We start from the raw sequence: 14,522 nt of genomic DNA on the forward strand, positions 1-14,522 counted from the left end.
AAATCGCACATTCGTCTGCCTCTTCCGCCTGCTTCGCCGCCTCGGCTCGTCCTTTTCGTCTCAACTCAATCAACGGCTTCCGTGCGCAGAAATTCCCGCACATCCCATTCGGTGTCGACGGAGAGCTCGGCGGCGAGCCGGTCGTCGTGGGTGACGATCACCATGGCACCGCCGAATCCTTCGAGAGCGGTCACCAGCGCCTCGAGGGATGACAGGTCGAGATTGTTGCCCGGTTCGTCGAGGATGAGCAGCTGCGGAGCCGGGTCCTGGAGGAGGCCTGAGGCCAGGGCGACACGGAAGCGCTCCCCTCCGGACAGGGTCTGACAGATCTGGTCGGTGCGTCCGGCGCGCAGTCCCATGGCCGCGAGCACCTCGTGGACGCGGTGCGGGTCGAGCTGCGGGTTGCCCGCGCGCACTGCCTCCATCACCGTGAGCTCCCCCGGCAGTCGGTACTGCTGGTCGAGGTGAGCCGTCGGCGCGGAGACGGTGATGGCGAGGTCGCCGAAGAGTTCAGCGACCGGCGGACCGGTTTCGGCTCCCGCGTGTCCCTCGACAGTGTCGCCCGTGTCCCCGCCCGGTCCGTCCTGGCAGTTGGCAGCCGCCAGGATCGCTGCCAGCAGGGTCGACTTGCCCGCCCCGTTCGGTCCGGTCAGTCGGATCCGCTCGGGACCGACGATCGTCTGGGGTCGTTCGGACCTCGCCGAGGCGGCCGTGGAGATCTCGAGGACCCGTTTGCTCGCGTGGACCTGGGTGTCCGGCAGGTCGAGGCGGACGCTCGAGGACCGGCGCAGCGCATCCTTGGCGTTGGTGAGTTCGTCCCAGGCAGCCGCTTCGTCGGCGGCTTTGTCGCCGCGGCGTTTGGCCGCGGACTTCTCGGCGAAGTTCGTCAGCCCGTTCATCACGATCTTCGGTCGACGTTTGTTCTCTTTGTCCTTCTTGGCCTTCCGGTCGGCTCGAGCGAGTTTCGTCTCCAGTTCGATCCGTTGGCGCTTCTCGACCTGGTGGGACTTCTTCGCATCCGTGACCTTCTGCTGCTTCGCCTCCTCCTCCGCGGCGACCATGGCTTCGTAGTCGTCGAAGTTCCCTCCGTAGACCCGCAGCCGGTCGGTCATCTCGATGATCGAGGTCATATGCGACAGCAGCGTGCGGTCGTGGGAGATGACCAGGGTCGGTCCGCGTCGGTCGGTGAGCAGCGTCGTCAGCAGAGTCCGTCCGTCCTCGTCGAGGTTGTTGCTCGGCTCGTCGAGGATCAGCCAGGTGTCACCGACCAGTGCCGCTCGGGCCAGTCCGATGCGTGTGGCCTGTCCACCGGAGAAGCTGCTCAGACTCCGATCGAGATCGCTGACACTCATCTGCAGACCGAGTTCGGACAGCGCCGCCTGGGCTCGCTCTTCGATATCCCAATCGTCGCCGATGAGGTCGAAGTCGGCCCCCGTCGCCTCTCCGGCCAGGGCGCAGCCCAGCGCTTGTCGGACGGGGGCGATGTCCAGCGCGGCATCGACCCGCTGCGTCGAATGCGGCAGCAGCTGGTCGATGTAGACGGCGCCATCGGCACCCGTGACGGTTCCTGACGAGGCACTCAGCCGACCGGCGAGGATGCGGGCGAAGGTGGATTTGCCGATTCCGTTGTCGCCGACGAGTCCGACGAGGCCGGCCGGGATGGTGGCGGTGAGTCGGGAGAAGATCTCGGTATCATCGCCGAGGCGGTAGTCCAGTTCGGACACAGTGATTGCTGCAGGCATGAGGGTCCTCATTTCGTGTACGCAGAAGCGCTGCGGGCCCGTGGCACCCGCAAGTCACGGTATGAGGATTCACTTCACAGCAGAGACGTCCTTGAACGGAAATGGAACATAACAATGATCGCCGAGGCAGCTCGCCCGGTCAAGACCACCCCTTATTGCTACCTGACGGCGGCTGAGCAACCTGGCGCGAGGTTGCTGGGCCGCCGTCAGGTAGCAATAAGGGGTCAGGCAGGTTCAGATGATGATGAGCATGAGTTCGGCGGGCTCGTCGTGAGGGTTGGCCAATTGGTGCGGAACGTCACCGGGAGCCTGGGCGCAGTCACCGGCGTGCAGGGTCGTGCGGCGGTCGATGGTGACGACCTCGATGCTGCCCTTGAGGACGAAGAAGCTCTCACGTGACCCGCTGCGGTGGGCGGCGAAGGCCGAGGTCTCGCTGCGCGGGTCGAGGCGGTAGTGCACGACATCCATGTTCTCGATCGCCGAAGGCAGATCCCGCCGCCAGACCCCCTTGCCGAAGGTCGAGGTCGTGGGGATCGCCTCACTGCGGGTGATCGTGACTTCCGGAGCGGCCAGCAGCTCGCCGACGTCGACGCCGAGGGCGCGGGAGAGACCCATGGCGTTCGATACCGATGTGTCCTGCTCGCCTCGTTCGATCTTCGACAGAGCGGCGCGGGACAGTCCCGCCCTCACCGCGAGCTCATTGAGGGTGAGGTTGTTGTACTTGCGCCGGGCTCTGATGCGGGCGCCGAAGACACGTGCGCCGAGATCCTCTTCTTTCGCCATTGGAGCATCATATTCTATTCTTGGATCATAGAATCATATCTCACAAAGGAAACTTCACCCATGGCGGCAGTGCTGGCTCTCACACCGATCCTCATTGCCATCGTCCTGCTCCTGCTCAAACAGAGTTCCTGGGTCGCCGCTCTCGCCGGCGCCGTGCTCGCGGCCGGTCTCGTCGCCTTCGTCTTCCCCACCCCCGCCTCGGTGTTGGTGGAATCGGGGATCGACTACTTTCCGCTCATCCTCGAGGTCGCGCTCATCCTGCTCTTCGGCATGCTGCTCGCCCGCCTGCTCGAGTCCGCAGGGTCGATGTCGCAGATCTCGTCCTGGGTCGAGTCGCTGTCACCGGGGCGCCCGCTCGGGGTCGCGCTCGTCGTGTTCGGCATCGTGCCCTTCGCAGAATCGGTCACCGGCTTCGGCATCGGCGTCACCGTCGGGGTGCCGATCCTCCGTCATCTCGGCTGCACCCTGCGGCAGTCCGCGATCCTCGGCCTCCTCGGCCTCATCGCGGTGCCGTGGGGTGCCCTGGGACCGGGCACCACCGTCGCAGCGGCGCTGGCCGGACTGGACGTCGACGAGCTCGGTCTGGCCACGGCGTGGATCAACGCGATTCCGGTCATCATCGTCGCGATTGCCGTGGTCGCGATCATGCGACCGTCCGCCGCCTCGGCGCTGGGGATCATCGGCGCCGGCGCACTCCTGTGGGCGGGGATCCTCGCCTCCAGCTCCGTCATCGGCATGGCCCCGTCGGGAATCATCGGATCGCTGATCGTCATCCTCCTCGTCGGTGCGCTGTTCATGATCCGCAAGAGAGCCACGGGGCTCACGCGCCGCCTCGGCGTGGCCGTTCTTCCCTACGGGGTGCTCACGGTGGGCCTGCTGTTGGCACGGGCCCTGCATGCCGCGCTGCCGTCGACCTTCACGCAGATCATCGCCTCTCCCCCGTTCTGGCTGGCCGCCGCCTGTCTCATCGCTGCCATCACCGTCGCCGGCAGACGCGATGTCACGGTTGCGGCCGTGCGTTCCTGGGTTCCCATCGGCGTCGGCACCGCCGCATTCATGCTCATGGGTTGGATCATGACGACGACGGGGATGAGCGAGGCGATCGGTTCCCTGCTGCCGGCCGGGCTCATTCTGCTGACTCCCTGGCTGAATTCCATCGGAGCGGTGCTCACCGGGTCGAACACTGGAGCGAACTCGATGTTCACCGGCACTCTGACCGCGGCCGCCGCATCATCGCATGTTTCGGCCCTGCCGGTCGTCGCGGCCGGAAACGCGGCAGGATCGCTGGCCGCTCTCGCCGCTCCCCCACGGGTGGCGATGGCTGTGCAGATCGCCGATTCATCGGTGGCCGCCTCGGCGAAGGACATCTCCTGGGTGCAGGGCCGAGCACTCGCGGTGGCGGGGATCAACGCCCTTGCCCTCGGCCTGTGGATCCAGTTCTTCGCCTGATCGTCGCCGGCGAGTTCGGCTCGGGGATGCGGACGGAGACTGCTGAGGCGGGCGGGCTGTGCCCGAGGGCGGCCGCGGAACGCCTCAGACGCGGATGATCTCACGCGGGAAATGGGTGAACGGTTCGCAGCCGGTGTCGGTGATGAGCACCGGTTCTGAGAGCTCGATTCCATAGCCGTTCATCCACATTCCGCCGATGAGGTGGAAGGTCATTCCCGCCTCGAGGATCTGGTCGTCCTCGGTGCGGATCGAGATCGTCCGCTCGCCCCAGTCGGGAGGGTAGCCGATCCCGATCGAGTACCCCAGGCGACTGGGTTTCTCCAGTCCCGACAGGGCGAGCACGCGATTCCAGGTGCGGGCGAGTTCCGCGGTGGGCACCTCGGGTGCGGCGACGTCGAGGACCGCGGACAGCGCCTCGGCGACCACGCCCTCGAGGCGGACGAGCTCCTGCTTCGGTCGCCCGGTCACCGCGGTGCGAGCCAGCGGAACATGATAGCGGCGGTGGACTCCGGCGAGTTCGATGCTCACCGATTCGTCGCGTTCGAACTTCCGATCGGTCCAGCTCAGATGCGGGGTGTCCGCGCTTTCTCCGGTGGGCATGAGAGGGACGATCGAAGGATAGTCGCCCCAGACTCCGTCGCCTCCTCGGGTCTGGGCTTCGGAGATCGCGGCCGCCACTTCGTTCTGGCCGACGCCGACGCCGATCGTGCCCAGTGCCGCGTCCATGGCGGCGGTGGTCACCTTTGCGGCCTTGCGCATGAGCGCGATCTCCGCCGGAGACTTGACCGCGCGGATCCAGTTGACGAGTTCGAAGGAGTCGACGAGGCGCCATTCAGGCACGCCGTTGACCAGGGCCCGGAAGGCTCGCGGGGAGAAGAAATGCGAATCCATCTCCACCCCGACCGGAGAAGTCGAGGCACGGGCGACCTCCCACCGCTGGCGCAGGGCGAAGGCGACCCAGTCGAAGGGGTGGATATGCGGACGCTGCACATAGCGTTCGGGATAGCCGACGATGTCCTCGGGCGGCAGCCAGGAGGTATGCGAGGCTCCCCGTGCGTCCATATCGCGCATGAACAACGTCATCGGTCCCGACGACGGCACGAAGAGCAGCTGCGGGGTGTAGAACGACCACGCGTTGTAGCCGGTGAGATAGTAGATGTTCGCCGGGTCGGTGACGATGAGCGCGGCCAAGCCCTGGTCGACCATCCGGTTGCGCACCGAAGCGATCCGCCCGAGGTACTCCTCGGCGCTGAACGACAGTTCGTTCGCACCGATCGTATCGACCTCGCCGGGAACCGGCTGCGGGCGCGCCTTGACCTCTTTGCCGGCCTGCCCCTGCTCGGCTCCGGGACGCATCCCGTACACATCCGGGCGATTGTCATCGCCGCCGTAGAACAGCTCACCCTCATTCATGATCCCAGTGTGGTGATCTCGCTCACATACTGTCAATCACTGTCGATGCGCGTGTTGTCGGCGGTCTGCCGATCCGCGCACCCGCGGGGATCGGCGGGCTTTCGCAACGGCGGTTCGCAGTCCTTCGCAACAGGGATCCGGGCAACCGCCGAGCGGCCGCCCCAGTGATCCGCGAACGACGATTTCGGGCGGTCGGCGAGTTGCAGTTTCAGACGGTCGGCAAACTGCGGTTTCAGGTGGACGGCAGCGGCGGATCCGGGCGCCGCGGAAACGGCACTCGACATGGATACCCGTCGGCCGCCTCGGCGATATTGACGAATCCAGAACCAAACATTTTCAGTTTCGACTGAATTCGCATACATAACAGCGCATTTCAGCAGATTCGGTGATAGATTGTTCTGAGACGCACATCACGGAGGTGAAGAATGGACCCGCTTCTGCCGAACGGCAGCGGTTCCCGACTGGGGAATCTCGACGAGAAATCTAAGGCGATCATCGTCGAGCTGCAACACGACGGAAGGAAATCCTATTCGGCCATCGGCAAGTCCGTCGGCCTGTCCGAGGCCGCCGTGCGCCAGCGGGTGTCGCGGCTCATCGATTCGGGCGTCATGGAGATCGTCGCCGTGACCGACCCGCTGAGTCTGGGATTCGCGCGGCAGGCGATGGTGGGGCTCAAGGTCCGCGGGGATATCTCCGCGGTCGCCGAGAAGCTGCACGACTACGACGAGATCGACTACCTCGTCGTCACCGCCGGTTCGTTCGACCTCCTGGTCGAGATCGTGTGTGAATCGGATCGGCATCTGATCGAGTTCGTCAATGAGGAGCTCCGCTCGATCGATGCCGTCGTGGATACGGAGCTCTTCATGTACCTCTCACTCGAAAAGCAGAAATACAACTGGGGGACGCGATGACAGACAATGTCACCAGGGCCGGCACTCCTTATCAGGATGCCATCCGCAACAACGTGTGGATGCACATGTCACCACACCAAGCACTGTTCAACGGTGGTGAGGCGCCGGTCATCGTACGCGGCGAGGGCCACCACATCTTCGACGACAAGGGCAAGAAGTACCTCGACGGCCTCGCCGGCCTGTTCACCGTTCAGGTGGGCCACGGTCGTGAGCAGATCGCGAAGGCGATGTATGACCAGACGCTTAAGCTGCCGTTCATGCCCCTGTGGTCGTATGCCCACCCACAGGCGATCGAGGTCTCGGAACGTCTGGCCAGCTATGCGCCGGGCGATCTCAACCGGGTCTTCCTCACCTCCGGCGGCGGCGACTCGGTCGAGTCTGCCATGAAGCTGGCGAAGAACTACTTCAAGCTCGTCGGCAAACCCGGCAAGCACAAGATCATCTCGCGGGCGACCGCCTACCACGGCACGCCGCACGGTGCGCTGTCGGTGACCTCGCTGCCGGGCCTGCGTGAGCAGTTCGCTCCGCTGGTCCCCGGTGCGCACAAGGTGCCGAACACGAACTTCTACCGGGCACCTGAGCACCTCGCCCACGATGAGAAGGCCTTCGGCCGCTGGGCCGCCGACCGCATCGGTGAGGCCATCGAGTTCGAAGGTGCCGACTCCGTGGCCGCCGTGTTCCTCGAGCCCGTGCAGAACTCCGGCGGCTGCTTCCCGCCGCCGCCCGGATACTTCGAGCGGGTCCGCGAGATCTGCGACGAGTATGACGTGCTGCTGGTGTCGGACGAAACGATCTGCGCCTACGGCCGCATCGGCGACATGTTCGCCTGCAACGACTTCGGCTATGTTCCCGACATCATCACCTCGGCCAAGGGCATCACCTCCGGCTATGCACCGCTGGGTGCGATGATCGCCTCCGATCGGCTCTTCGAGCCCTTCGGCCCCGGCGGAGACGAGACCTTCTACCACGGCTACACCTTCGGCGGTCACCCCGTCGCCTGTGCCGCGGCGATGGCGAACTTCGACGTCTTCGAAGAGGAGAAGCTCAACGACCACGTGCACGAGAATGCTGCGGCGTTCAAGTTCACGCTCGAGAAGCTCAAGGACCTGCCGATCGTCGGCGACGTCCGCGGTGAGGGATTCTTCTACGGAATCGAACTCGTCAAGGACAAGGACACGAAGGAATCGTTCACCGAAGAGGAGTCCGAGCGGATCCTCAAGAACTTCGTGTCGGCGAAGATGTACGACAGCGGCCTGTACTGCCGCGCAGACGACCGCGGCGACCCGGTCATCCAACTCTCGCCTCCGCTGACCGTCGGTCAGAACGAGTTCGACGAGATGGAGCAGATCATCCGCGGCGTCCTGCAGGAAGCCTGGACAATGTTCTGACCCCAATTGCTACCTGACGGCGGCCCAGCAACCTCGCGCGAGGTTGCTGGGCCGCCGTCAGGTAGTTCCGGGGTTAAGTTAAGCGGTTCTGGTCGCGTTCACGGGCCTCGCGACGGGTCATCGGCGGCCGCTCCTCGGCGGGGTCCGCCGCCGTGATCGTGCCTGGGTCCGCAGCCGTGATCGTGCCGGGCGCAGCAGCGGATCCGGTGGTCCGCCTCGGCGGTCGCACTCCCGATTTCACCACGAGGACACCGAGTCCGGTCGTCAGCGGGATCGCGATGACCAGACCGATGGAGCACACAAGGATGCTCACCACCTCGATCGACATGTCTCCGAGTGTGAACGTGTCGAACAGCGGCTGATCGTGCGCGGAGACGATGATGAGCGTCATCAGCGCCGAGCCCACATACGCGAACGTGATCGTATAGACGGTCGAGGCGATATGGTCACGCCCGATGCGCATCGCCCGGGAGAACAGCTGACCGGGCTTCATCTCCGGGGCAGCGGCTGCCAGCTCCCACACCGCCGAAGCCTGTGTGATCGTGACGTCGTTGAGCACTCCGAGTCCGGTGATGAGGATCGCGCACACGATGATGTCTGTCATCCCCAGATCGGTCGTATCGACCAGCAGATACCCGTCCTCCGAATAGGCGATGCCCAGATTCGCCCAGGACGTCATCCACGCACCGAGGATGCCCGTGATGACGATGCCGAGCACCGTTCCGAACAGCGCCGTCGACGTCCGCGTCGAGATTCCGTGTGCCAGGTAGAGCGCGATGACCATGATCAGGCTCGCCGAGACCATCGCCACCAGCACCGGCGGTTTGCCGTCGAGCATCGCCGGAAGCATGAAGACGAACAGCACGGCACCGGCGAAGCCGAGTCCGATGAGTGCGCGCAGTCCCCGCAGACCGGCGACGAGGAGGACGACGATCCCGTAGATGATCGCCAGGGCGAGCATCGGCACGTTCCGGTCGAAATCGATGAACACGTAGTCGGTGCCCATCTCCGCCCGGTCCGGTGACTTCGTGAAGTCGAGGACCTTGATCGTGTCTCCGACATCGACGCCGGCCTTGACCGCGTCGGGGGTGACGTAGAGGCTGCCTTCCTGCCCGTCCGCCTCCACGGTGTATGTCGTGCAGTCGGCGCGGACCATCGGGTCCGTCTCCCCCGGGTCGCAGTCCGAAGCGTCGACGGCGGTGACGGTGACCTTCGTATCGGTGGTCCCCTCGGCCGTGTTCGTCGTCGGCCCGCCACCGGGCAGATCCTTGTCGGGTCCCGACGGCCACAGTACGAAGAGTCCGGCGATCGTGACGACGATGAGCGGGATGAGGCAGGCGAGCATGATCAGACGAACCTTCGGCGAGGCCTTCGGTTCGAGTGTGGACGTCATATGCATGGCGATCCTTCAGGGACGGCTGACCGGACAGATGCGGGGCGGTCGACCAGGGCGGAATGGCGGCTGGTGCTCACCGAGGCAGCCAGCCCAGAACTACCTGACGGCGGCCCAGCAACCTGGCGCCAGGTTGCTGGGCCGCCGTCAGGTAGTAATTGGGGTCAGGCTCCGGCGAGGTGGTCGGCCAGGTAGTTCTCCACCTGATCGATGCTCACGCGCTCCTGGCTCATGTCATCACGCTTGCGGATCGTCACTGCCTGATCATCGAGGGTGTCGAAGTCGACGGTGATGCACAGCGGCGTTCCGATCTCGTCCTGGCGACGGTAGCGACGGCCGATGGCGCCGGCATCATCGAAGTCGATGTTCCAGCGTCGACGCAGCGTCGCAGCGAGATCCTTCGCCGCCGGAGTCAGCTTCTCGTTGCGGCTCAACGGCAGCACCGCAGCCTTGACCGGGGCCAGACGCGGATCAAGCTTGAGCACGACGCGCTTGTCGACGCCGCCCTTCGTGTTCGGCGCCTCGTCCTCGCTGTAGGCCTCGACGAGGAAGGCCATCATCGACCGGGTCAGGCCGAAGGAGGGTTCGATGACATATGGGATGTAGCGGTCTCCGCTGGCCTGGTCGAAGTACTGCAGCTTCGCCCCCGAGACCTCCGTGTGAGTGCCGAGGTCGTAGTCGGTGCGGTTGGCCACACCCATCAGCTCGCCCCATTCGGACCCCTGGAAGCCGAAGCGGTATTCGATGTCGATGGTGCCCGCCGAATAGTGCGCACGGTCCTCGGCGGGAACGTCGAGGCGGCGGACGTTGTCTTCGGAGATGCCGAGATCGAGGAACCAGGACCAGCAGTCTTCGACCCACTGCTTGTAGTAGTCATCGGCCTCGTCAGGGTGGACGAAGTACTCGATCTCCATCTGCTCGAACTCACGGGTGCGGAAGATGAAGTTGCCGGGGGTGATCTCGTTGCGGAAGGCCTTGCCGATCTGGCCGATGCCGAACGGCGGCTTCTTCCTGGCGGCGGTGAGCACATTGTTGAAGTTCACGAAGATGCCCTGCGCGGTCTCCGGACGCAGGTAGTGGAGTCCGGCTTCGGAGTCGACGGGTCCGAGGAAGGTCTTGACCAGACCGGAGAACTCCTGCGGCTCGGTCCACTGACCGCGGGTTCCGCAGTCGGGGCAGACGATATCGGCCATGCCGTTCTCCGGAGCCTTCTTGTTCTTCGCCTCATACGCCTCGACGAGGTGGTCCTCGCGGTGGCGCTTGTGGCAGTTGAGGCACTCGACGAGAGGATCGACGAAGGTGGCGACGTGGCCGGAGGCTTCCCAGACGCGCTTGGGCAGGATGATCGAGGAGTCGAGGCCGACGACGTCTTCGCGACCGCGCACGAACTGCTGCCACCACTGGGCCTTGATATTGTCCTTGAGCTCCACGCCCAAGGGCCCGTAGTCCCATGCCGAGCGGGAACCGCCGTAGATCTCTCCTGCTTGGAAGACGAATCCTCTGCGCTTGGCCAGGGCGATGACGGCATCCAACTTGGACTGTGCCACTAGTTCTCTCCTTGTTTCAGTTCGCCGACGGCCGGCTGCCGTGGCTCGCAGGTACCAGCCTAACTGGTCACGCCTTCGCTTCCTCAACGCCGACCCGACCCTCCCTGACGCCCGACCTCGGCAACGGCAGGAGACCACCGGAGGCGACTGATCTCACACTCGGATTCCTACTCCGGGACCGCCTCGGCGAGCGTGTGGCATGTAGACTTGGGGTACACCCAAACCTTTCTCCGTACCGACGTCTTCACGTCTGTCCAAGCGAGTTCTTGGATCTCTACGGTTTCGGCCCGGATTGCTCACGATGATTGCACAAGCGGCCGCAGGGTAGATCGCCACTACAGTCATCTGCGATCAAGTGTGTGCCGACGTGAGAGAGATCACTCATGACCGATGTGTCCGCAAACGACGAAACCACTCCGAGATTCTCCGAACTGGGACTTCACCCGCTCGTGCTCAAGGCCGTAGAGGCGCAGGGCTACGAGATCCCCACCCCCATCCAGGCCGAGACGATCCCGACCCTCCTGTCGGGCCGTGACGTCATCGGTCTCGCCCAGACCGGAACCGGCAAGACCGCGGCTTTCGCCCTGCCGGCCCTGTCCGACCTCGCCGAGGCGGGGCGCGCCGACGACGGCCCGTTCGCCCTCGTACTCACCCCCACTCGCGAACTCGCGATCCAGGTCGCCGAGGCGTTCACCTCCTACGCCACGGAACTGTCCGACTTCTCCGTGCTCCCGATCTACGGCGGTCAGGCCTACGGCCCGCAGCTGGCGGGTCTGCGCCGTGGCGCGCAGGTCGTCGTCGGCACCCCCGGTCGCGTCATCGACCACCTCAAGAAGGGTTCGCTCAAGCTCGGCAGCCTCAAGCACCTCATCCTCGATGAGGCCGACGAGATGCTCAAGATGGGCTTCGCCGAAGACATCGAAGAGATCTTCAGCCAGGTCGGTCCCGACCGTCAGGTCGCACTGTTCTCGGCCACCATGCCGTCCTCGATCCACCGGATCACCGGCAAGTACCTGGACGACCCGAAGGAAGTCCGGATCGCTGCGAAGTCGCAGACCGGCGCGAACATCCGCCAGCGCTACTTCATGGTTCAGCACTCGCACAAGCTCGATGCGCTGACCCGGATCCTCGAGGTCGAGGAGTACGAGGGCATCATCATGTTCGTGCGCACGAAGCAGGCCACCGAGGAGCTGGCCGAGAAGCTGCGTGCCCGCGGGTTCAAGACCGCCGCGATCAACGGCGACATCCCGCAGCAGGCACGTGAGCGCACGATCGACATGCTGCGTGAGGCGAAGATCGACATCCTCGTCGCCACCGATGTGGCCGCCCGCGGTCTCGACGTCGAGCGCATCACGCTCGTCGTCAACTACGACATTCCGCACGACACCGAGTCCTACGTCCACCGCATCGGCCGCACCGGTCGTGCCGGACGCTCCGGTGAGGCGATCCTCTTCGTCACTCCGCGCGAGCAGCGCATGCTCGGCTCCATCGAGCGCGCCACGAAGCAGAAAGTCGAACCGCTGACCCTGCCCAGCGTCGAAGAGCTGACGAACACTCGCGTCGACAAGTTCACGAAGCGCATCGACGATGTGCTCGCGCAGACCGAACTGTCCGAACTCACCGACGTCATCGAGGCGTACTCGCTCTCCCGTGATGTGCCGGCCTCGAACATCGCCGCCGCGCTGGCGTCCCTCGTCCTCGAGTCGAACACGCTCAAGGCCGAGCCGATGCCCGAACCGGCACGTCGTCAGGGACGTGACCGCGACGGCGGTCGTGACGGCGGCCGTCCGGGCCGTGGCGGACGTGCCCGTGATGAGAACATGACGACCTACCGTCTGGCCCTCGGACGCAATGAGCGCCTGCAGCCGGGCGCCGTCGTCGGTGCGATCGCGAACGAAGGTGGAATCACCTCGAAGCAGATCGGCCATATCGACATCCGTTCGAACCACACACTCGTCGACCTGCCCAAGGACCTCGACCCGTCGGTGCTGCGCAAGCTCTCCCACACCGAGATCCAGGGCCGTCCCATCGACATCCGTCCGGATTCCGGTCGCCCGGGACGCCCGTTCAAGAAGCGCAACTTCGACAAGCAGCCCGGTGACGGCCGCAACTTCCGCGGTGATCGCCGAGGCGGCAAGAAGTTCGGCGGACGCGGCGACCGCTCCCGCGACCACTACTGAACCGATCGCGTCATGACCGTGACTCCCCCGGAGTCGTGAGAACGGTGAAGCGCCGATCCGGCCGAAGCCATGACGAGGGCCCCGCAGCAAGATGCTGCGGGGCCCTCGTCGTCAGCAGAGTGGAACGGGCCGGCCGAGCCTCAGAAGCCCGTGGAAGCTGTGACTCAGTCCTCAGCCTTCGCGTCAGGCAGAGGGCGTGTCCACGGCTCCGCCGAAGCGACGGTCGCGGCGGGCGTACTCTTCGATCGCCGCCCACAGGGTGCGCCTGTCGACGTCGGGCCACAGCACATCCTGGAAGACCATCTCGGCATAGGCTGACTGCCAGAGCAGGAAGTTCGAGGTCCGCTGCTCCCCCGAGGACCGCATGAACAGGTCGACGTCGGGCACGATGGGTGCGTAGAGGCGGGAGCGGACGGTCTTCTCCGAGACCTTGCCGGGTTTGAGCTTCCCGGCGGCCACCTCGGCGGTGATCTCATTGATCGCGTCGACGATCTCGGAGCGTCCACCGTAGTTCACGCAGAACTGGAGCACGAGACCGGTGTTGTTCTTCGTCATCTCCGCGGCGGTCTCGAGTTCGTCGATGACCGAACGCCACAGCCGTCCGCGCCGGCCGGACCACACGATCCGCACGCCCAGGGCGTTGAGCTCATCGCGACGGCGGCGGATGACGTCACGGTTGAACCCCATGAGGAAGCGCACCTCTTCGGGTGAGCGCTTCCAGTTCTCCGTCGAGAACGCATACGCCGACAGATAGTCCACGCCGACCTCGATCGCGCCGTGGATGACGTCGAGCAGCGAAGCTTCCCCGGCTCTGTGCCCTTCCGTGCGCGGCAGCCCCCGCTGATTCGCCCACCGACCGTTGCCGTCCATGACGATCGCGACGTGCCGGGGCACGAACTTCGCGTCGATGCGCGGAGGTCTCGCTCCGCTGGGGTGGGCCGGTGGTACGGGGTAGCTCATGTGCTCTCCAGAATTCTCAGTGATCGGATATTGCGCTCGAGGTGCCAGGACACCCAGTCCGAGACCAGCTTCGACCCGTCGATCTGATCGTGCAGGTCGGAGGCCTCGGCGCGCTCCCAGTCGCCGGACAGGAGCGCGGCCATGTGTTCGAGCGCATCGGTGTCGGGCAGCGCGGCACCGGAGGGGCGACAGTTCGTGCACACGGCCCCGCCCAAGGCTGCGGAGAACGCGCGGTGGGGTCCGGGATTCCCGCACTGGGCGCAGTCGAGCAGGCTCGGTGCCCACCCGGCCACGGACATCGCGCGCAGCAGGTACGCATCGAGGGACAGCCTCGGCGGGTGTTCGCGGTTGCACAGCGAACGGATCGCAGAGACGAGGAGGAGGAAATGCGTGCGGGATTGGGGCTCGGCTTCGGTGATGCTGCGCGCCGTTTCGGCCATCACCGAGGCGGCCGAATAGACATCGAAGTCCGTGGCGATTCCGCGGGCGAAGGGTTCGACGAGTTCGACCTGGGTGACGATGTCGAGGCTGCGCCCGACATGGCATTGCAGGTCGACGAGCATAAAGGGTTCGAGGCGGGAGCCGAACCGCGATTTCGTCCGGCGCACCCCCTTCGCGACGGCGCGGACGAGGCCGTGGCTGCGAGTGAGCACGGTGACGATGCGGTCGGCTTCGCCGAGTTTGTGCCCCTGGAGCACGATGCCTTCATCACGATAGTTGTGCACCCGCCCATTATCGCTGAAGCGCGGCGGGGAA

12 protein-coding genes are annotated in these 14,522 nt (G+C 65.2%); 4 read left to right on the forward strand and 8 right to left on the reverse strand.

Annotation, left to right across the window (positions count from 1 at the left end; genetic code table 11):
- Positions 1–65: 65 nt before the first annotated feature.
- Both HIM68_RS04200 and HIM68_RS04205 read right to left on the reverse strand, forming a co-directional pair.
- Entirely contained in the window at positions 66–1,742 is a 1,677-nt protein-coding gene (locus HIM68_RS04200) for an ATP-binding cassette domain-containing protein (protein WP_172169817.1), read from the reverse strand.
- A gap of 234 nt (positions 1,743–1,976) precedes the next feature.
- Positions 1,977–2,525: an XRE family transcriptional regulator gene (locus HIM68_RS04205; RefSeq protein ID WP_172169819.1), complete on the reverse strand. Its 549-nt coding sequence runs from the start codon at positions 2,523–2,525 to the stop codon at positions 1,977–1,979.
- A gap of 60 nt (positions 2,526–2,585) precedes the next feature.
- Here HIM68_RS04205 and HIM68_RS04210 point away from each other — a divergent pair, with 60 nt between their 5' ends.
- Positions 2,586–3,974: an L-lactate permease gene (locus tag HIM68_RS04210; RefSeq protein ID WP_172169821.1), complete on the forward strand. Its 1,389-nt coding sequence runs from the start codon at positions 2,586–2,588 to the stop codon at positions 3,972–3,974.
- Between the two features lie 84 nt (positions 3,975–4,058).
- Here HIM68_RS04210 and HIM68_RS04215 read toward each other — a convergent pair whose 3' ends face one another.
- Positions 4,059–5,387 carry a M24 family metallopeptidase gene (locus HIM68_RS04215; RefSeq protein WP_172169823.1) on the reverse strand — a complete coding sequence of 443 codons (1,329 nt, stop codon included), beginning with the start codon at positions 5,385–5,387 and terminating at the stop codon, positions 4,059–4,061.
- A 32-nt stretch (positions 5,388–5,419) separates the two neighbouring features.
- Complete coding sequence (locus HIM68_RS04220; RefSeq protein ID WP_172169825.1) at positions 5,420–5,671, reverse strand: hypothetical protein; 252 nt, start codon at positions 5,669–5,671, stop codon at positions 5,420–5,422.
- Between the two features lie 141 nt (positions 5,672–5,812).
- Here HIM68_RS04220 and HIM68_RS04225 point away from each other — a divergent pair, with 141 nt between their 5' ends.
- Together HIM68_RS04225 and HIM68_RS04230 are read left to right on the forward strand one after the other, a co-directional pair.
- Positions 5,813–6,298 carry an Lrp/AsnC family transcriptional regulator gene (locus HIM68_RS04225; RefSeq protein WP_101547408.1) on the forward strand — a complete coding sequence of 162 codons (486 nt, stop codon included), beginning with the start codon at positions 5,813–5,815 and terminating at the stop codon, positions 6,296–6,298.
- Positions 6,295–7,686 (forward strand): aspartate aminotransferase family protein, encoded by a 1,392-nt coding sequence (locus HIM68_RS04230; protein ID WP_169252425.1) that lies wholly within the window; start codon positions 6,295–6,297, stop codon positions 7,684–7,686. Before HIM68_RS04225 ends, HIM68_RS04230 begins: the two co-directional genes overlap by 4 nt.
- Before the next feature lie 73 nt (positions 7,687–7,759).
- Here the strand turns inward: HIM68_RS04230 and HIM68_RS04235 are convergent, their stop codons facing one another.
- A complete protein-coding gene (locus HIM68_RS04235; RefSeq protein WP_172169827.1) occupies positions 7,760–9,079 on the reverse strand; it encodes a YibE/F family protein in 1,320 nt (439 codons plus the stop codon).
- Between the two features lie 164 nt (positions 9,080–9,243).
- Positions 9,244–10,626, reverse strand: a complete 1,383-nt coding sequence (locus HIM68_RS04240) for a glycine--tRNA ligase (protein ID WP_172169829.1) — start codon at positions 10,624–10,626, stop codon at positions 9,244–9,246.
- A 383-nt stretch (positions 10,627–11,009) separates the two neighbouring features.
- On the opposite strand from HIM68_RS04240, the gene HIM68_RS04245 reads away from it, so the two are divergent.
- A complete protein-coding gene (locus HIM68_RS04245) occupies positions 11,010–12,806 on the forward strand; it encodes a DEAD/DEAH box helicase (protein WP_172169831.1) in 1,797 nt (598 codons plus the stop codon).
- Positions 12,807–12,989: 183 nt separating this feature from the next.
- On the opposite strand, the gene HIM68_RS04250 is transcribed toward HIM68_RS04245, so the two are convergent.
- Complete coding sequence (locus HIM68_RS04250) at positions 12,990–13,766, reverse strand: isoprenyl transferase (RefSeq protein ID WP_172169833.1); 777 nt, start codon at positions 13,764–13,766, stop codon at positions 12,990–12,992.
- Positions 13,763–14,491 carry a DNA repair protein RecO gene (gene recO / locus HIM68_RS04255; protein ID WP_139469816.1) on the reverse strand — a complete coding sequence of 243 codons (729 nt, stop codon included), beginning with the start codon at positions 14,489–14,491 and terminating at the stop codon, positions 13,763–13,765. The genes HIM68_RS04250 and recO overlap by 4 nt, the downstream gene beginning before the upstream one ends.
- Between the last annotated feature and the right edge of the window lie 31 nt (positions 14,492–14,522).

Origin of the sequence: Brevibacterium sp. CT2-23B, assembly GCF_013168765.1 — a bacterium.
GTDB classification, from domain to species: domain Bacteria; phylum Actinomycetota; class Actinomycetes; order Actinomycetales; family Brevibacteriaceae; genus Brevibacterium; species Brevibacterium sediminis.